This is a genomic window from Nitrospira moscoviensis (assembly GCF_001273775.1).
Lineage (GTDB): Bacteria > Nitrospirota > Nitrospiria > Nitrospirales > Nitrospiraceae > Nitrospira_D > Nitrospira_D moscoviensis.
Genome location: NZ_CP011801.1, coordinates 1103043 through 1119734, shown reverse-complemented (window position 1 = coordinate 1119734; position 16692 = coordinate 1103043). Strand labels below are relative to the sequence as shown.

Genomic DNA, 16692 nt, shown 5'->3' with positions numbered 1-16692 from the left:
TCGCCATGCTGAAATTCCTCGCCGTCGTGCTTCTGCTCGCCGCCTCGTTCGCCACCGGCTACTATTTCGGGCAACGCCCGGTCGGCACCCTCCAGCAAACCATCTCCGATCTCCAGCAGGCCCTGAAGGACCTCTCCAGAAACGTGTTGGACACCACCATGGGAATCGAGCGCGACCTCCGGCGCCGGCAAGGGCTGATCGACGCGAAATCCAGGCTCGTCCAAGCGAAGGCCAACGTCTTCGAACGGAATTTCGGCGATGCGGCAAAAGAATTGGCGGAAGCGGTGGATGCCCTGGAAGCGGCGACGAAAGGCGGGAAGTCTGACGAGGCCGGTCAAGCGGTCCGGGACCTCACCGGCTCGCTGCGAGAGGTGCGATTGGAGATTACGATGGGCAAATCGGTGCCGCTGAAGAAGCTGGACGAGATTCAAAAACGGCTGGATCAGCTGCTGAACAAGTGACCCATCGACAGGCTCAGGGCGAACGGACTATGACCTGTACCGATTCGCTCCGTTCCTGGCGAGCTTGCATGCGGTGAGCCCGGCCGAACCGTCGAACCATGACGGAACTATCATGACTACGCGTTGGCGGGCTGCGACACCGGCGGCGCCTTCTTCCACTTCGCCAGGATCCGCTCCACGCGCATCTTCACGACCATGTCCGGATCTTTCAGCAGCGGCTTGATCGCCTCGCGGCCCCGTTCGTCGCCGATGGATTCGAGCGCCGCCGCGGCCGTGAGCCGCGTGAACCAATCCTTGTCGCTCAACATCTCGATCAGCGGATCGATGGCCTCGTTGTTCTTGATGCGGCCGAGCGCGAGCACCGCGCTCTTGCGGACGTTTTCATCCTTGTCCTTCAGGGCGGCGATCAACCGCGGCACCGCCGGCTCGCCCAGTTCCACCAGGGCGTTGATCGCGTCGTCCTTGAACTCGTCGTTCCGCAACTGATGCATCAAGGGATCAAGCACCCGCTCGTCGCGGATTTTGCCGAGGGAAAGGATCGCGTACTTGCGGACGTCCCAATCGCGCAGGAGTTTCAGCAGCGTCTCGACGGCGGGCGAGCCGACCTGCCCGAGCGCCTCGATCGCGACTTCGCGGACCTGCCAATCGCCGTCCCGCAGGGCGCGGGCCAGCGGCTCGACGCAGCGCTCATCGCCCATTTCACCCAGCGTGATGACCGCTTCGCGCCGCACGACCCAATCGGGGTCGTTGAGCAGATCGATCTGAATGTCGATCTCGTCCTTGACCTGCTCTTCTTCGAGCGCGACGGTGTCCTGAGCGCCGGCCTCGGCCGGCTGGGCTTCGCCCACCATCTCGGCCGCGACCTTGTCGGTCAGCTCGTCAGTGGCCGGCTGCAACTCTGCCGACGACTCCACGCTGTGCTCTTTGTGTTCCTGTTCCATGTGAATCCCGTTGTGCCTTAGGCGGAAGCCGCCGCCGCTTCGCCTTTTTGCCCGGCTGCGTGCTTCCTGCGCAGCGCAAGCGCCCGGCGCTTGCGCTGTTCCCGTTTCAATCGTTTCCGCAACGCCCGCAAGGCCGCATCCCCTTCCGGGTTCGCATGACCGGCCCGCTTCGCCGCCACCTTCTTCTTCAATCGCGCCTCGTCGGATTCCGCCGCCTTCTTTGCCATTCCCACTCGCTCCTTCCCCGTGATCGGTTGAACCGCTGCTTCCGCAACGACGAGTCAGTCTAGAGGAGAGGTTTGGGCACTGTCAACCGCGGGCGGGATCGTGAGGCGATCAGACCAAGACCAACGAGGCCGGATCCGGACTGGCCGGATCGGCGGCGAGCACCGGCGCTTTTCTCCACCGGCGCTGGAGAAGGACGTCGTTCGGCGGCAGACGGCGCAGCGGCGTCATGCGATCGAGGCGGTTCGCGGAGGGCCGGGACGGCGCGGCCCGCTCCGCCGACGTCTCCACCCGGCGGAGCGCCAACAGAGACAGATTGATCGGGCCGGCATCGTCCACCGCCAGCGCCGCGTGCGGCCGGTGGTCGCCGATCACTTCCAGCTGGATCACCGAGAGACCGCCCTCCACCATGCCCAGTTGAGCCGCGGCGGCATAGGACAGATCAAGGATGCGGCCGTTCACGTAAGGCCCCCGGTCGTTGACCCGCACCCGCACGTGCTTGCCGTTCTGGAGATTGACCACCCGGATGATGCTGCCGAGCGGCAAGGTCCGATGGGCCGCGGTCAAGGCCGACATGTCGAACACTTCTCCGTTCGCCGCCAACTTGCCGTGAAACTGTTCCCCGTACCAAGAGGCCATGCCTCGATCCTTGATCCCGACGTCCAACCCGCTCTCACCTTTCGGGATCCAGGAACACGCGCCGAGCGACAGACAGACGATGAGCGCGACGAGCGGAGCCGAGCCCGACGGAGTCTGCGGTTGAGGTGCTTGCTGTGTGGTCATGATGGCCCTCGCCTCCCTGTGGAACATAAACCAGCGAGCGTCGGTTCCAGACTAGGGAAGCCCCGAGTGGTCGACAATACCGTCTGCGTACCCCTCTCCCCTACCTCCGTATGGAGGGGAATGGCTTCGTTCTATTCAATGGAAGCCTGAGAGCGGACGTGAAGGGGCAATAGACGCCGGATTACTTGAACCGTAGCGCCGAGCCGTCGAATCGCGTCTGGCTCACGAACTTCTCAAAATTCCGCTCCATCACTTCGCTGAGGATCTCTTCCGCATCCTCCGGTCCATACCAAAAGACCGAATACGTCCCATTATGGCCCACTGTATTGGTGATGGAGCTGCCGTCGCTTTGGTTCTTGGCATGGACGACGATCTTATTTTTCGCCACGATATCCGTCGACCCGACCGTCCCATGCGCGTCCACCGACGACTCCAGGACCTTGCCGGAAATGACCACTTCGCCGTCCTGCCCGGCGAAAGCCGCCGCATACCGGGCGCGCCAACCTTTGCGAACCAGGTACTCGGCCAAGGCTTTCGCGGTGACTTCGCCTACCGAGCCGTTTTTCAACGTCAAGGGCTCGGTGGTGCCCCACAACGACTGGTGGACGCCGAGCTTGGTCCGATCCGAACGATCATCCCCGAAGGGCGTCACCAAGACCTCGACCGTGCCGGCCGGCGCCGAGGCGGCTTGATCCGCCGCCGGCTTCAGCGACAGACCGATCGGCACGGCATCGCCTTGCCCGGCGCACCCGTCGAGCCCTGCCAGAAGACCGAGGACCATCACGCCGACAATCCGATGTTTCACAGGAGCCTCCATAATAGAGCGGTATGAGATGGTCGCGCAGAACCAGAATCGCATGGAAGAAACGCGGGCGAAATGTAGCAGGTCGGATTGAGACCTGTAAAGCCGGCCGTATTGACTGACCGGCATCGAGTCAGTAAGATCCCCTCCGATAAGCGGCACGGGCGAGTGCACGATCGCGACACTGCCAGTTCCCCCGCGGTTTAGCGTCCCGACATCACGTTCATGATCGAAGTCCAGAACATTACTAAACGGTACGGTCACCATACGGCCATCGACCGGGTCACGTTCTCGGTGGCGAAAGGCGAAGTGCTGGCCTTCCTGGGTCCGAATGGAGCCGGGAAGACGACCACGATGCGGATCTTGACCTGCTTCATGCCCGCCACCGAAGGGACGGCGCGCGTGGCCGGCTTCGACTGCGCCGACCAGCCGCTCGAAGTGAAGCGGCGCATCGGCTATCTTCCCGAAACGCCCCCGGTCTACCAGGAGTTCACCGTCACGGAATATTTGACCTTCGTCGGCCGCCTGCGCGGTATGGCGGGGCGGAATCTGACGACGGCGCTGGACCAATCCATCGGCCGTCTCGAATTGGGGACCGTCCGCCACCGGCTGATCGGCAACCTGTCGCGCGGGTATCGACAGCGAGTGGGGCTCGCGCAAGCGCTATTGCACGATCCACCGGTCCTGATCCTCGACGAGCCGACGGTCGGGTTGGATCCGAAACAGATCATTGAAATCCGCGAGTTGATTAAGAGCCTTGCCGGTTCGCACTCGGTGATCCTCAGCACCCACATCCTGCCCGAGGCGACGGCGGTCTGCCAGCGGGTAGTGATCATCAGCGGCGGGCGCATCGTCGCGGAGGACACCCCGGAGCAACTGTCGGCGCGGCTGCGGCAATCGGAAAAAATCTCCGTGACGATGAAAAGACCGCCCGTGGATGCCGACGCCAAACTGCGGTCCATTCCCGGCGTGTTGAATGTGTTTTCGGGACAGAATCCCGGGACGGTGCTGATCGAGTGCGTGTTGGGACAGGACCTCCGGGACGACATCGCTCGCTTCGTGGTGTCGAACGGATGGGGGCTTCTGGAGCTCCGCACGATCTCGATGACGTTGGAGGACGTGTTTCTCCGGCTGACCCGCGAAGAAGAAGGCCTGTCGCAGGCAGCCGGGACGCCGCTTGCCGACCCGGCGCCCACATCGCAGGAGACGACCCAGCCATGACACCGGTACAAGCCATGATTGCCAAAGAACTGCGCGGCTATTTCGTCTCGCCGATCGTCTATGTCGTCGGTTCTGTCTTCCTGCTGATCTTCGGCTTTCTGTCCTATCTGTACATCGTCTTTGCCGGCGCACAGGCGATTCAACTGATGCAGATGCAAGGCATCGCGCAGATCAACCTGAACGATTTGGTCTTCCGCAACCTCTTTGCCAGCATGCGGTTCGTACTGCTGATCATTCTGCCGATTCTCACCATGCGGCTCTTCGCCGAAGAGCGGAAACTCCGCACGTTCGAATTTTTGATGACCTCGCCCATCGGGATCAATGAAATCGTCGCGGGCAAGTTCACGAGCGTCTTCCTGGTCTTTCTCGGATTGCTCGGCTTGACCGGGCTGGTGCCGGCCGTACTGATGCTCTTCAGCGACTTCGACTGGAATCCGGTGCTGACCGGCTATCTGGGCATGGCGCTCCTCGGCGCGTTGTTTTTAGCGGTGGGCCTGTTCGCGTCCGCGCTGACGGAGAACCAGATCGTCGCCGCCTTCGTGAGCTTCGGCCTGCTGCTGACCATCTGGCTGATCTCCGGCCTCGGCGCGCTGCTCGGCGACACGGCCGCCGGCCGCGTCGTCTCCTATATCTCGTTCATGGAGCACTACGATCGCCTGGTTCGCGGCTTGATCGACACCGGCGATCTGATCTATTTCGCCAGCGGCCTCGCGCTGATGCTGTTTCTCACCCATCGAGTCGTAGACGCCGCGCGCTGGAAATGAGCCTGAAAACCTTGCCGCTCGGGATCATCGGAACCGTCCTGGCCGCCGCCGGGCTGATCGCGTACAGCCTCCGGCCCGAGCTGCTCTGGGCCGTCACCCTCGCCGAAGGGCTGGCCTTGATGTGTCTGATCGCCTTTTTCGTGTTGCATTTCGAAGCGGTCAAAGCCTTCTCGGGCCGGCGTTCCACCAAGATGGGTGTGAACACCGTGCTGATGGTGGTGCTGTTCTCGGCCATCCTGGTGATCGTCAATTTCCTGGCCTCCCGCCATTCCATCAGGTGGGACCTCTCGGAGAACCAGAACTTCACGCTCGCGCCCCAAACCCATCGCGTCCTCCGCACATTGCCGCACGACGTGAAGATCACCGTCTTCACCCGCGAGAAAGACCCGGGCTACCAGGCCTACAAAGAGCGGCTGGAAAGCTACCGCCAGGCCTCCACCAAACTGACGGTCGAGTTCATCGATCCGGAAAAGCAGCCGAAGCTGGCGCAGACCTACGGCATCTTCCGCACCGACACGGCGATTTTCGAAAGCCACGGCCAGACGATCCGCGTCACGTCGCCCTCCGAAGTCGAGCTCACCGGCGCGCTGATCCGCATCTCCAAAGACACCAAGAAGCGCATCGTGTTCGTGGAGGGCCACAGCGAGCGCAGCCTCGAGGACAAGGAACGCAACGGTCTGTCCATCGCCAAAGAAGCGCTGACAAAACAAGGCTACGACGTGGGTACCGTCTCACTGCTCACGGAGACCGCCGTGCCGGCGAACACCTCCGTGCTCGTCCTGGCCGGCCCCCGGCGCCCCGTCACCCAGGAAGAACAGGATCGGATCTACGACTATGTCGAGAAAGGCGGACGCCTGCTCGTGCTGGTCGATCCGGATACACAGACCGGGTTGGAGGCGCTGCTCACCCGCTGGGGGCTTGGTCTCGGGCCCGGCGTGCTGGTGGATCTGCAAGATCGGCTCGCGCAAGGCGATCTGACCGCCCTGCTGGTCCGCACCTTCACCGAGCATGAGATCACGCAGGACCTCACCTCCGCGGTGCTCTTCCCGCTCTCGCGCCACGTGACATTCGATGAGCAGACCGGCAAGGACTGGGACTATGTCCCGCTCGCCCGCACGTCGCCCAACAGCTGGGCGGAAACGAACATGCAAGGCCGCGTCGTCAGTTTGAACGAAAAGGAAGACATCAAAGGCCCGCTTCCGATGGCCGCCGCGCTCGCGCCGAAGAACGCGCCGGAAGAAGGAAAGCCGCGCCCGGCCGTCGTGGTCGTGGGCAATTCGACGTTCGCCACCAACGCCTTTTTCAATTTTCCCGGCAACAGCGATTTCTTCCTGCACACCGCCGGCTGGCTGGCCGAGGAACGCGACTTGATCACCATCGCGCCGAAAGAACCGGCTCTGCGGCCCTTCACGCCCAATCCCATTCAGGAACGGACGCTGCTCTACGTCCAGGTGATTTTCCTCCCCCTCGTGACCTTCCTCACCGGCATGATGGTCTGGCGCAAACGCCGCCGCCTGTAGTGCGATGACGTACCGGCCGACCATCCTCCTCTTGGTGATCCTCGCGGCGCTTGGGGGCTATCTCTATTGGGTCGAGTTGCCGAGTCAACGGCAAGAAGAACAACAGGAAACCGCGAGCAAGACGCTGCTTCCATTTCCGGACACCGCCATCACCGGCCTCAGCATCTCGACGCCGCAAGGGATCGTGGAGATGAGTCTGCTGGATGGCGGCAGATGGGCCATCACCGCGCCGCTTCAGGTCGAAGCCGATCCGCGTGAAGTGCAATCCCTCATCCGCGCGCTCGTGACCGGCAAAGTCACCCGCACGGTGGATGACGTCGGCTCGGCCTTGGCGCCGTTCGGTCTGGATCAGCCGGTCACGACGATCACCGTGAAAGCCGGCGGTCAACAAGACACGATTTCCATCGGCGACAGCGGCCCGCTCTCGAACACCCTCTACGTCCTGCGCGGGTCGGACCATAAAGTCCTGCTCACCGATCTGGCCCCGAAGAGTTTCGTGAACAAGACGCTCCTGACGTTCCGGCGCAAAGAGCTGCTGCGATTCGTGCAGAACGACGTCGAGCGGGTGCGCCTCACGTATCCCACCACCGAAATCGTGCTCTACAACATGGCGAAGGACAAGCCGAAGCCGTCGTGGAAAATCCGCTACCCCATCGAAGCGGAGGCCGATCAGACCGAAGTGCGTGCGTTGATGTTCCGCCTGGAAGATCTGAAGGCCCTTGGCATCATCGATCCCGGCCCGCAGCGCGATGCGGTGGCGAAGACGCTCACGAGTCCCAAAGTCAAAATCACCCTCCACACGGCGGAAGGGGATCAAACCGTCAAGCTCTACCAGCCGGACGTCGAGAGCGGAGAAGCCATCGCCGAAACCAAACCCGATGCGCCGCTCTACCGGATCAGCCCCGCCGCCATCAAGGATCTGACCAAGGAACTGTTCACGCTGCAGGACAAGCGCCTGCTCGGCGTCGACTACACCGACATCGCCATGCTCTCCGTGAAAACGCGGGACAAGGAGTATGTGTTGATCAACCAAAACGGCGAATGGCTGTTGGAGGACCGGCCCACCGAAAAAGTCAGCCAACAGGCTGCGGACTTATTCGTAAGCCGGGTGGCGAACCTACCCGCAGAAGAGCGCGTGATCAAGCAATCGGCACCGCTGGCACCCTATGGATTGACGGCCCCCGCGGCGGAATTCGTCGCGACCGGCAAGAATGGACAGGTCGTCGGAAAACTCTCCCTCGGCAACCAGGCCGGCAATCTCCTCTACGCCACCGGCGCCCGCCTGCAAGGCATCTTCCAAGTCCGGCCCGACATCCTCACGCAGATTCCGTCGAAGGAGGAGCTGCTGGCTGAAGCGGACGAGAAAAAGCGCGGGTAGCGGATTTATCGTTCGTTCAGCAGCTCAAACCCCTGGCCTGTCCGTCGCGTCGCAAACTCGTTTTCTACGCAGCGGGCTCGCAGTCGAAAATCATCCGGCCATTCCTTCGCGCAATTCGCCATGGCGATGGAATAGTCCAGCAGCGTGATGTCCTTGGGGGGTGGCGCCTGGAGCTTTTGGAACCAGCGTATCTGGTGCTCTTCGCATTGCACCCGCTTGCGTATATCGTCAGGCCATTCTTTGGCACACGTTTCGCGCATCAGTGACAGATCCTCGGTCTTGAGGCGCGGATCGAGGGCCGTGACCCGCGACTTCTCAAGGATCTTCTCCTGCTGCTCGATGCAGGCGGCGCGCATACGAGGATTGTGCCCCCAGTCAGCGTCGCATTTTTCTTCAATGAGTCTCTCCGGATCGCCCAAGGGATAAGGAGCAGCGTAGGAACACCAGGGCAGGGCAATGAGGGACAGGAATATGGTGAACCGGCTCTCGGTACGCATGGCCTCCCCCCTTGCCTAGTACGATAGCGACTCGGCAGGGAGGCAACATACGGGGGGAATCCCTAGCTTCCAGGTCAGTAGACAACCCCAATCCAGTAAGTTACATTCATCGTCACGCCCCCGTAGCTCAGTTGGATAGAGCAGCGGTTTCCTAAACCGCGGGTCGCACGTTCAATTCGTGTCGGGGGCACCAAACCAAGCTCGCTCGTGCCGCGCGCTCTTCATCGGATTATCGACATTGTGGCGCGGATAAATACCTCCAGTGTTTCTTTCTGTGGGTGTCCCGTCTTGGCACACGGCCAGCTATAGGCGTGGCTGTGCCCTCTCCTCTTCTTTCCACGGGCTTCGTCTTCTCGCCACTCGTCAGAGTGGTAGCCGAATCGCCGAACAATAGTCCGGTTTTTCAACACCCAGGATTCCTAGTGGCCTTAGTCCGTTTTGTCCCTGGCGGAACGGCCAGGTTCTTCGCCGGAGCCGCCGTGCTAGAAATAGCGCAGCCATCATGTGGACGACTCTCCTTTTGGATGACGATCCGGCCGACCGTGACGCCATCCGGCGCGCCATGCCGGAGACAGAGCATCGGCTGATCGAAGCCGACGATCTCGACGACTTCCTCGATCGCCTGACTCGGGAGCGCGTGGAACTCGCCATCATCTCGCTCGCGGCGGTCTCCGAGGACACGGCGCCTCGCGTGCAACGCGCGCTGCTCCGGACGCCGGACACGAAGATCCTCGCGCTCGCCGCCCTGGACAAGGGGGACGGATTGACCACGCTGCTCAAGGCCGAATCGCTCCGCGCGCACCACCTGTTGGCGACGCCGATCGACCCACAGCAATTTCTCTCCATTTTGCAGGTGCTGTTTCCGCTCCCCACCAATCAGGATTGACCGGCTTCCATCCCTGTGCGTGTCCTACAGCTCAAGGCTGTTCGTGCGCTTCGCGCCCAAAGACGGCCGTGGTTCAATTGACCGGCTTCGCGACTCGCACGTCGAAATGGTGCGTTTTCTTGCCAGGTTGCAGACCCTGGGCTAGACTTTTCTCCATTCGCCATGGCACGCGCACGCGCCTCCGACAACGCCCGCTCCCGATCCAAGGCCGTCCAAATCGACGAGATCGGCCGAGGCATCGAACAGTTTCAGGACCTCCTCGCCTCGATTGAAGATTTCAGCCGGGAAGGCTTTCCTTATCGCGATGCGGCCCGGGCCAAGGCTGAATTGCAGTTGCGGGAATGCGTCCGCCGGATTTTCGGCGAGCGGTCTCCGGAATTTCAGACCTACCGCAACCACAAGCTGCGCATATCGAACAAAGCCGAAACCGCGCAGAGCATCACCGTCATCAAGGAGCTGATTCAGAATCTGGAAGACAAGAAGCTGGAGCTTCAAGGACTCAAGCCGGCGGCGCCGGACCCGCCCGCCGCTACGCCGCAGCCGCCGCCGACACCGGCGGTTGTCCACGCTCAGACTCAGCCCACACCAGCCACAGCTTCGCCGGCTCCCTCTCCTGTGCAGGCGATACCATCCTCACCGCCCGTGGCACCCAGCGGTCCGCCGCCGGTCCCGACGCCGGCCATGGCGCAGCCGACCGCCGCAGCCGGCCCATCGGTTCATCCTGTCTCTCTCCCTCAGCCGGATGCTCCCCCCTCCGAGCCGCAGCCTTCAGCCGCCCATCCAGCGCCCCCCTCTTTGGAAAAGCCGGCGGAGCCGCCCGCAGCACCGATTACTCCGGCCACCCCCTCGCCGCCGGCCTCGTCGGAATCGCGCGTCGCCGACCCCTTATATAAGGAGGACTCGCTGGAACTGATCCGCAAGGTGTGCTTGCGGTTCCACGCGGTCACGCGCCAACTCCGACTGCGGAAGGATTACCGCACCACGCTGGAAGTGGAGGACGACTACGATCTACAAGACCTGTTGTGCGCGCTGCTCCGGGTGGAGTTTGACGAAGTGGGCTTCGACGAATGGATTCCGCCCTATACGGACGGCGCCCCGCGGACCGCCTTCCTGCTGCACCGCGATCAGATCGCGGTGGTGGCGAAAAAAACCAGGCCGGGACTCACGATGAAGGAGCTGGTCGATCAGGTGGCGGCGGACTCGGCGCACTACGGCGCCCGCGAACGGTGCACCACGCTCTTTTGCTTTATTTACGATCCGGAAGGCCGCATCGGAAGTCCGAAGCGGCTGGAAACGGACCTCACCAGCGTCAGCGACCGCTACATGATCGAAGTGCTCGTCGCGCCCAAATAACCATGGCCAAACCGAAACTGAATCCCGTTCCCCCGTCCGCCTCCGTTCCTTCCGGTTCCGGTCCGCTGTTGACAGGACCGCGGCGACTTCGCTACGGTGAGCCTCAACCCGCTCCCGCGGCGATTCCCTATACGATTCACGCGCCGACCTCCGGAGAACGTCTGATGTCCGACCGAGCCTATGTCTTGATCAACGTGCAGCCGGGGCAAACGTCGTCGGTGGCGCGCGCCTTGAGCCAGATCAAAGAGATCAAAACCATCGATCCCTGTTGGGGCAAACCCGACATCATCGCCGTCGTCGAAGTGGCGGATCAGGACGCGCTGACACAATTGGTGTTGAGCCGCATCCACGCCATCGAAGGCGTGACGCAAACGGATACGCACCTGGTGTACCGGCTCAAAGAAGTGAACGCGAAATGATCATGCGCCCGGCCGCCGTCCTGACCGTCGCCCTCTTGTTCGGCTGCAGCAGCACACCGCATCCCTATGAAGCCGATATGATCGACGTGACGCTGCCGGCGCCGGCCGAGCAAGTGAGAACGGCCGTGACGCAGGTGCTGACGGAGGGTGGGTACGACGTGGAATGGAAGGACGAGCAGACGGTCCACACCGGGTACCGCGAAGAAACCCGTGGGCCGTGGGATTGGCTCTACCTCTGGCGGTTCGGCACGATCAAGAGCCGCGTCGAAGGGATGGTCACTCCCTCCACCGACCAGAGCACCAGAGTCCGTCTCCATGTGCTGACGCAAGGTAAAGACGGGATCTTCATGAGCTGGAAGGACCAGCAGAGCGCCCTCCCCCAGAGCGCCGACAACCAGCTCCGTCTCATCAAGAACGCGCTGAACATCTTGTAGCTGTTGCTCACCTCCCATTCGGGGTGAACGGATTTCCGACTCATCCTCAGCAGACTCGCCCTACTCTTTCTCCGTCCCCTCGGCATCATCCCCGAGATCCAACCCGAACCGCTCGGCCATGCGGTACAAGGTCCGCCGGTCGATGCCGAGGATCTTCGCCGCCTTCACCTTGTTGCCTTTGGTCTCTCTCAGCACGCGAATCAGGTGGCGCTTTTCCACTTCCTCCAGCGTGAGACAGACCTCGCTGTCCTCGGTCTTCCCGGCCTTCGACTCGCCGTTGGCTGCCGCGCTGTGGCGGATCGCCTCGGGCAGATCGTCCGGTGTCAGCAGCGGTCCATGGCTCAATGACACCGCCCGTTCAATGGCATTTTCGAGCTCGCGCACGTTGCCCGGCCAGCGGTACTGCTTCAAGAGCGCCATGGTTTCCGGCAGCAGTCCGCGGACCATGCCGGGGGACCCGGCCGCGCACTTCTGCAAAAAGTGATGCGCGAGCATCGGAATGTCTTCTTTGCGCTCCGCGAGCGACGGCAACGTGATCCGCACGACGTTGAGCCGGTAATAGAGATCGTCGCGGAACTTGCCGTCCTTGACGAGTTGCTCCAGGTCGCGATTCGTCGCCGCGATAATCCGCACGTCGACCTTCACCGAGCCGGTGCCGCCGACCCGCCGGACCTCCTGGTCCTGCATCACTCGCAGGAGCTTCACTTGCAAGGCCGGCCCCAATTCGCCGATTTCATCCAAGAACAACGTCCCGCCGTTCGCCGCCTCGAACAAGCCCGTCTTGGTGCCGATCGCGCCGGTAAAGGCGCCTTTCTCATAGCCAAACATTTCCGACTCCAGCAGCGTGTCCGGCAAGGCGCCGCAGTTGACGGGCACGAAGGGTTTGTCGCGCCGCGGGCCGTTCGCATGGATGGCACGGGCGATCAGCTCTTTGCCGGTGCCGCTTTCGCCTTGCAACAGCACGGTGCTCTTGCTTTCGGAGACCCGCGCCACCAGCTTGTACACCTCCAGCATCGCGGGGCTGCTGCCGACCAACGGCGACCACTCGTCCTTCGTCTTCAGTTCCTCGCGGAAGCGGGCGTTCTCGCGGACGAGGCGGCAATGGTCCAGGCTGCGCTGCACCACCAGCTTGATTTCTTCTTTCTTGAACGGCTTGGCAAGATAGTCGTAGGCACCCTGCTTGATGGCCTCGATCGCCCCTTCGAGCGACCCGAAAGCCGTCAACAGGACGATGGACGTGTCGGGGCTGAACCGCTTGAACTCCCGCAGCACCGTGAGCCCGTCCACCGTGCCCATGCGGATGTCGGTGAGCACGAGATCCACACGCTGCTGCTTGCCGCGCTCGATCGCGTCCGCTCCGTTGGAGAAGGCTTCGACATCATAGCCTTCTTTTTTCAACGCCTCGGCGAGCAACTCGCGCGCGACGGCGTCGTCATCTACGACCAGAATTTTGGCCTGCTGCATAGACGCTCCTATGCGACGGCGCTCGCACTGGCGGCGAGCCCGGGCAGCGACAGTGTCACCGTCGTGCCTTTTCCCACTTCGCTTTCGATCGACAGGTGGCCGCCGTGCGCCTGCACGGTTTCGCGGCTCAGGAAGAGCCCCAGCCCCGTCCCGGTGCCCACCGCCTTGGTCGTGAAAAACGGGGTGAAGGCCTTGCGCAGATCTTCCGCCGGCATCCCGCACCCCGTGTCGCGGACGGCGACCGTGACCATCGTGGCCGGCGGCGCGCCGGCCGACCGCTTGCCGAGCTCCGCTTCATCCTGCGTGGCCGGCCTGGCGGCGACGTGAATCACCGCCTCGCCGCCTTCCGGCGTCGCCGCCAAGGCATTGGTCAACAGATTGACGAGGACTTGATGGATCTTTTCGGCGTCGGCCCAGACCATCGGCACATCGGAGTCGATCTCGACGCGCAACGCCACGCCCTTGGCGTGATAGGCCGGTTCGAGCAGCGCCGCGGCTGGACTCACGACGCGATCCACCGGCAGCCAGGTCGGATCGGGTTTTCGCTGGCGGGTCGAGGACAGGAGATCCTGAATGATGCGCACGACGCGGTTCAACTGCCCGTCGATGACCGCGATGCGTTTCTTCATGTCGGGCGTCACGCTCGGCTCTTCGCTCAAGGCCTGCACGTGCCAGGCGATGGAATGGAGCGGCGTCCCGACTTCATGCGCGACCGACGCCACGAGCTGCCCCACGGCCGCCAGCCGTTCGGAGCGGTTCAATTGATCTTTGATGTCGACCAATTGCGCGTTGGCCTTCAACAGATTTTCGGTCTGGCGGGCGAGCGCCGCGCGGGCCGCCTCTTCCCGCGCCTTGCGCTCTTCCCAGCTCATGCCGATGTAGGCCACGACCAGCAGCACGCCGACCACCACGCTGCGGTTGATGACGGCGGCCTGGAACCGGCCCGGCTTCGTCGGCTGGAGCAATCCGGCGTAGGTCGCCACGACGCAGGCTAACACCGTCGCGTACATCAGCTTGCGGTTGCGCAGAATCGCGACCAGGAGAATCGGCAGCACGTAGCCGTAGGCGCCGACGACGTTCGCCGGCGCGAATTTTTCGATGACGACGATGATCAGAAAGCAGGTCGCGGCGACGGCGAGGACGAGACGGTTGCGATGCGCCATAGGCGGTGGACTGCTGGACCCGGTTCACCCGCGGCCCCCTCCCGTCGCTCACCACAGCGGGGAGAGGGGAACGAGGACGTATTGTCTTACACAACCGGACGGGCCTGGCGCAACTGCCCGGCCAGGCGCTCGGATCGCGGATCGCGCATCAGCTCCCTGAGCGACACCGGCAGCTTGCGGCACCAATTCGGATGTTCGTCCACCGTGCCGGGAAGGTTCGTTTGTGCCCGTACGCCGAGCAGGTCCTCCACGTTCGCCAGGACGATCCACGAGGGCGTGCGGGCGAGATACTGATGCACCGCGTCGGCGAGCTCCGTCGTCATGGCCGGCGTATGGGCCGGGTCGTCCGGCACGCCCTCGGGCAGCAAGCCTTCCGACTTGAGTGCCGCCAGGATCCGGGCCTTGTCCGTCCGGCGCTCGGCGAGCATCGCGATGCGCGCCTGGTCCGAGGCGAAGAGGCCCAGCTTGGCCCGTGTCTCGATGTCGGCCCCTTCCCAATAGCCGGCCAGCGTCGGCAGATCGTGCGTGGTGACGACGGCCAAGGATTGCGCCGGGTAGGACCCCGGCGGTTTCAGCGCGCCTGAGCCGGTGCGCTCGAAATAGAAGACGCGATAGGAGAGCACGCCGGCCGCCGCCAGTCGCTCCCGCACCCAATCGGGCACCGTCCCGAGGTCCTCCCCGATGACGAGGGCCTTGGCCCGCGCGCTTTCCAGCGCCAGAATCGCGAGCAGATCCTCGGCCGGATAGTGGACATACGTGCCCTTCGACGCCGGGAGGCCGCGCGGAATCCAGAAGAGCCGGAAGAGCGCCATCACATGATCGATCCGGATCGCGCCGCCGTAGCGCAGATTGTTGCGCAGGATTTCGATGACGTATTCGTAGCCGCCGGCGCGCAGCCGGACCGGATCGGCCGGCGACAAGCCCCAGTTTTGCCCCTCGGGCGCGAAGGCGTCCGGCGGCGCGCCGCAGTCCGCCTTCATCGCCAAGACGTCCTGGAAGCGCCAACCGTCCGCGCCGTACCGGTCGCTGCCCAGCGCCAGGTCATGATAGAAGCCGATCGGCATGCCGGCTTCATGCGTCTTGGCGACGAGGGTGGCCATCTGGTCGGCCGCGAGCCATTGCAGATACTGAAAGAAGCGGACTCTTTTCATGTGCCGGCGCTTGAACTCCGCGACCGCGTCGGACGCCGGCGACCGATAGTGTTCGGGCCAATCCGCCCAGACGACGGAGCGCGACTGGACGAATTGCCGCTCGTCCTCCAGGGCCTGAAACAGGGCGTACTGCGCCAGCGGCTCCCCTTCCTGTTGCACATACTGGTGGAAAAACCAGCCGCGCGCCGTCTTGGGTGTAAGGTCCGGCTCGGTCCCTTCGAAATTCTCGCGGAGAAAGGCGCGATAGCAGAGATCGAGCACCGCTCGTTTCGCGGAGGCCACCGCGTTGTAATCCACCAGCTCGCTGGCGCGGGCCGCGTCGAGCTGGGCGCGGAACGACGGATCGGCCAGCCGCTTCTGGACTTCCGGGGAAGTCTTGCACTCGGCCACCTGCTCGACGTCGATGTAGAGATCGTTCAGAAACAACCGGCTGGTCGGCGCGTAGGGACTGATGTGGTACGGCTTCACGTTTTTCAGGGCGTGCAGCGGATTGAGCCCGAGCACGCCGGCGCCGAGCTTGCCGGCCCATTCGACGACGTCGCCCAGATCGCGAAAATCGCCGATGCCCCAGTTGCGCTCGCTGCGCAGCGAATAGAGCTGCAGCGCGAAGCCCCACAGCCGCTCACCCTGCCGTATCGTGTCGGGCACGTGGCACCGATCCGGCGCGACGATGAGGCGGAACGAAGCTTCCGCCGCGGCCTGCCCGCCCTGCGCCCAGGCCTTCACCTCGTAATACCCCATCGGGAGATCGCTCGGGAGCGGGAACGTCAGCGTGATGTAGCGGCGGTTGTCAATGATGCGGCTGTCGCCGATCGCGAGTCCCGGCCCTTCCTCCCGCTCGTAGCGTTTCTCGCCGTTCTCCGCGTGAATGAGCCAATGGACTTGCACCCGCTGGTCGTCCGGGCTCTCGCAAGGGACGTACAATGACCAGGAGCCGGGATCACGGCCGACCGTTGTCACGCGGACAGGATCACAGCCCCGCAACCAGGGACCGTTATCCCAGGCGGTCAGCTCTTCGATGAGCGCCGCACGATCCGTGGGGCGAAATCCCATGGCGGCCAGGATCGCCCGGCGTGTTTCATCGGTGGTGACGTGCTGTGTCCCGGCGATGTCGTGGTACTCGGAGGCGATGCCGGCGCGCTCCGCCAACAGGCGCAAGAGCTCCGTCTCGGGCTGGTCGTACATCGACCCGAGTGTGAGTGAAGATACCCATCAAGTCAAGGTATCCGC

General features: G+C 63.3%; 17 protein-coding genes and 1 tRNA gene. 10 read left to right on the top strand and 8 right to left on the bottom strand.

Features of this window, described 5'->3' with window-relative positions:
* The first annotated feature begins 5 nt into the window (after positions 1–5).
* Positions 6–461, top strand: coding sequence for a TM1812 family CRISPR-associated protein (locus NITMOv2_RS05475; protein WP_053378926.1), 456 nt, complete (start codon positions 6–8; stop codon positions 459–461).
* 116 nt (positions 462–577) lie between these two features.
* On the opposite strand, the gene NITMOv2_RS05470 is transcribed toward NITMOv2_RS05475, so the two are convergent.
* The 4 genes from NITMOv2_RS05470 to NITMOv2_RS05455 form a co-directional block, all read right to left on the bottom strand.
* On the bottom strand, positions 578–1402 hold the full coding sequence (locus NITMOv2_RS05470) for a HEAT repeat domain-containing protein (RefSeq protein WP_053378925.1): 825 nt from the start codon (positions 1400–1402) through the stop codon (positions 578–580).
* Between the two features lie 17 nt (positions 1403–1419).
* Positions 1420–1629, bottom strand: a complete 210-nt coding sequence (locus NITMOv2_RS05465) for a hypothetical protein (RefSeq protein ID WP_053378924.1) — start codon at positions 1627–1629, stop codon at positions 1420–1422.
* Between the two features lie 109 nt (positions 1630–1738).
* Positions 1739–2410, bottom strand: coding sequence for a septal ring lytic transglycosylase RlpA family protein (locus NITMOv2_RS05460; protein ID WP_053378923.1), 672 nt, complete (start codon positions 2408–2410; stop codon positions 1739–1741).
* Positions 2411–2591: 181 nt separating this feature from the next.
* Entirely contained in the window at positions 2592–3215 is a 624-nt protein-coding gene (locus tag NITMOv2_RS05455; protein ID WP_053378922.1) for a hypothetical protein, read from the bottom strand.
* 222 nt (positions 3216–3437) lie between these two features.
* Here NITMOv2_RS05455 and NITMOv2_RS05450 point away from each other — a divergent pair, with 222 nt between their 5' ends.
* The 4 genes from NITMOv2_RS05450 to NITMOv2_RS05435 are packed head-to-tail and all read left to right on the top strand — an operon-like array spanning position 3438 to position 8095.
* On the top strand, positions 3438–4433 hold the full coding sequence (locus NITMOv2_RS05450; RefSeq protein WP_053378921.1) for an ABC transporter ATP-binding protein: 996 nt from the start codon (positions 3438–3440) through the stop codon (positions 4431–4433).
* On the top strand, positions 4430–5197 hold the full coding sequence (locus tag NITMOv2_RS05445; protein ID WP_053378920.1) for an ABC transporter permease: 768 nt from the start codon (positions 4430–4432) through the stop codon (positions 5195–5197). The genes NITMOv2_RS05450 and NITMOv2_RS05445 overlap by 4 nt, the downstream gene beginning before the upstream one ends.
* Positions 5194–6717, top strand: a complete 1524-nt coding sequence (locus NITMOv2_RS05440; RefSeq protein WP_053378919.1) for a GldG family protein — start codon at positions 5194–5196, stop codon at positions 6715–6717. Before NITMOv2_RS05445 ends, NITMOv2_RS05440 begins: the two co-directional genes overlap by 4 nt.
* Before the next feature lie 4 nt (positions 6718–6721).
* Positions 6722–8095, top strand: coding sequence for a DUF4340 domain-containing protein (locus tag NITMOv2_RS05435; RefSeq protein ID WP_053378918.1), 1374 nt, complete (start codon positions 6722–6724; stop codon positions 8093–8095).
* Positions 8096–8100: 5 nt separating this feature from the next.
* Here the strand turns inward: NITMOv2_RS05435 and NITMOv2_RS05430 are convergent, their stop codons facing one another.
* The gene (locus NITMOv2_RS05430; RefSeq protein ID WP_145976178.1) at positions 8101–8592 is read right to left on the bottom strand and encodes a hypothetical protein; all 492 of its coding nucleotides are present in this window, start codon (positions 8590–8592) and stop codon (positions 8101–8103) included.
* Between the two features lie 116 nt (positions 8593–8708).
* Between NITMOv2_RS05430 and NITMOv2_RS05425 the strand changes: the two genes are divergently transcribed.
* The 5 genes from NITMOv2_RS05425 to NITMOv2_RS05405 all read left to right on the top strand — a co-directional run bounded on the left by NITMOv2_RS05425 (position 8709) and on the right by NITMOv2_RS05405 (position 11684).
* A tRNA-Arg gene (locus tag NITMOv2_RS05425) sits at positions 8709–8785 on the top strand.
* A 309-nt stretch (positions 8786–9094) separates the two neighbouring features.
* Positions 9095–9478 (top strand): hypothetical protein, encoded by a 384-nt coding sequence (locus NITMOv2_RS05420; protein ID WP_053378916.1) that lies wholly within the window; start codon positions 9095–9097, stop codon positions 9476–9478.
* A gap of 162 nt (positions 9479–9640) precedes the next feature.
* Positions 9641–10831, top strand: coding sequence for a PD-(D/E)XK nuclease domain-containing protein (locus NITMOv2_RS05415; protein WP_053378915.1), 1191 nt, complete (start codon positions 9641–9643; stop codon positions 10829–10831).
* Positions 10832–10995: 164 nt separating this feature from the next.
* The gene (locus NITMOv2_RS05410) at positions 10996–11250 is read left to right on the top strand and encodes an Lrp/AsnC family transcriptional regulator (RefSeq protein WP_053381999.1); all 255 of its coding nucleotides are present in this window, start codon (positions 10996–10998) and stop codon (positions 11248–11250) included.
* Positions 11247–11684 carry a hypothetical protein gene (locus tag NITMOv2_RS05405; protein ID WP_053378914.1) on the top strand — a complete coding sequence of 146 codons (438 nt, stop codon included), beginning with the start codon at positions 11247–11249 and terminating at the stop codon, positions 11682–11684. The genes NITMOv2_RS05410 and NITMOv2_RS05405 overlap by 4 nt, the downstream gene beginning before the upstream one ends.
* A 60-nt stretch (positions 11685–11744) precedes the next feature.
* Here NITMOv2_RS05405 and NITMOv2_RS05400 read toward each other — a convergent pair whose 3' ends face one another.
* The 3 genes from NITMOv2_RS05400 to malQ form a co-directional block, all read right to left on the bottom strand.
* Positions 11745–13148 carry a sigma-54-dependent transcriptional regulator gene (locus tag NITMOv2_RS05400; RefSeq protein ID WP_053378913.1) on the bottom strand — a complete coding sequence of 468 codons (1404 nt, stop codon included), beginning with the start codon at positions 13146–13148 and terminating at the stop codon, positions 11745–11747.
* Between the two features lie 8 nt (positions 13149–13156).
* Complete coding sequence (locus NITMOv2_RS05395; RefSeq protein WP_053378912.1) at positions 13157–14311, bottom strand: sensor histidine kinase; 1155 nt, start codon at positions 14309–14311, stop codon at positions 13157–13159.
* An 86-nt stretch (positions 14312–14397) separates the two neighbouring features.
* The gene (malQ, locus tag NITMOv2_RS05390; RefSeq protein ID WP_053378911.1) at positions 14398–16647 is read right to left on the bottom strand and encodes a 4-alpha-glucanotransferase; all 2250 of its coding nucleotides are present in this window, start codon (positions 16645–16647) and stop codon (positions 14398–14400) included.
* Positions 16648–16692 lie beyond the last annotated feature (45 nt).

Excerpts from the sequence above, each read along its gene's own strand:
- NITMOv2_RS05430 (WP_145976178.1), bottom strand. The coding sequence starts at position 8,592 with ATGCGTACCGAGAGCCGGTTCACCATATTCCTGTCCCTCATTGCCCTG.
- NITMOv2_RS05435 (WP_053378918.1), top strand. The coding sequence starts at position 6,722 with ATGACGTACCGGCCGACCATCCTCCTCTTGGTGATCCTCGCGGCGCTT.
- NITMOv2_RS05470 (WP_053378925.1), bottom strand. The coding sequence starts at position 1,402 with ATGGAACAGGAACACAAAGAGCACAGCGTGGAGTCGTCGGCAGAGTTG.
- NITMOv2_RS05460 (WP_053378923.1), bottom strand. The coding sequence starts at position 2,410 with ATGACCACACAGCAAGCACCTCAACCGCAGACTCCGTCGGGCTCGGCT.
- NITMOv2_RS05475 (WP_053378926.1), top strand. The coding sequence starts at position 6 with ATGCTGAAATTCCTCGCCGTCGTGCTTCTGCTCGCCGCCTCGTTCGCC.
- NITMOv2_RS05400 (WP_053378913.1), bottom strand. The coding sequence starts at position 13,148 with ATGCAGCAGGCCAAAATTCTGGTCGTAGATGACGACGCCGTCGCGCGC.
- NITMOv2_RS05420 (WP_053378916.1), top strand. The coding sequence starts at position 9,095 with ATGTGGACGACTCTCCTTTTGGATGACGATCCGGCCGACCGTGACGCC.
- NITMOv2_RS05440 (WP_053378919.1), top strand. The coding sequence starts at position 5,194 with ATGAGCCTGAAAACCTTGCCGCTCGGGATCATCGGAACCGTCCTGGCC.
- NITMOv2_RS05465 (WP_053378924.1), bottom strand. The coding sequence starts at position 1,629 with ATGGCAAAGAAGGCGGCGGAATCCGACGAGGCGCGATTGAAGAAGAAG.
- malQ (WP_053378911.1), bottom strand. The coding sequence starts at position 16,647 with ATGTACGACCAGCCCGAGACGGAGCTCTTGCGCCTGTTGGCGGAGCGC.
- NITMOv2_RS05410 (WP_053381999.1), top strand. The coding sequence starts at position 10,996 with ATGTCCGACCGAGCCTATGTCTTGATCAACGTGCAGCCGGGGCAAACG.
- NITMOv2_RS05395 (WP_053378912.1), bottom strand. The coding sequence starts at position 14,311 with ATGGCGCATCGCAACCGTCTCGTCCTCGCCGTCGCCGCGACCTGCTTT.
- NITMOv2_RS05415 (WP_053378915.1), top strand. The coding sequence starts at position 9,641 with ATGGCACGCGCACGCGCCTCCGACAACGCCCGCTCCCGATCCAAGGCC.
- NITMOv2_RS05445 (WP_053378920.1), top strand. The coding sequence starts at position 4,430 with ATGACACCGGTACAAGCCATGATTGCCAAAGAACTGCGCGGCTATTTC.
- NITMOv2_RS05450 (WP_053378921.1), top strand. The coding sequence starts at position 3,438 with ATGATCGAAGTCCAGAACATTACTAAACGGTACGGTCACCATACGGCC.
- NITMOv2_RS05405 (WP_053378914.1), top strand. The coding sequence starts at position 11,247 with ATGATCATGCGCCCGGCCGCCGTCCTGACCGTCGCCCTCTTGTTCGGC.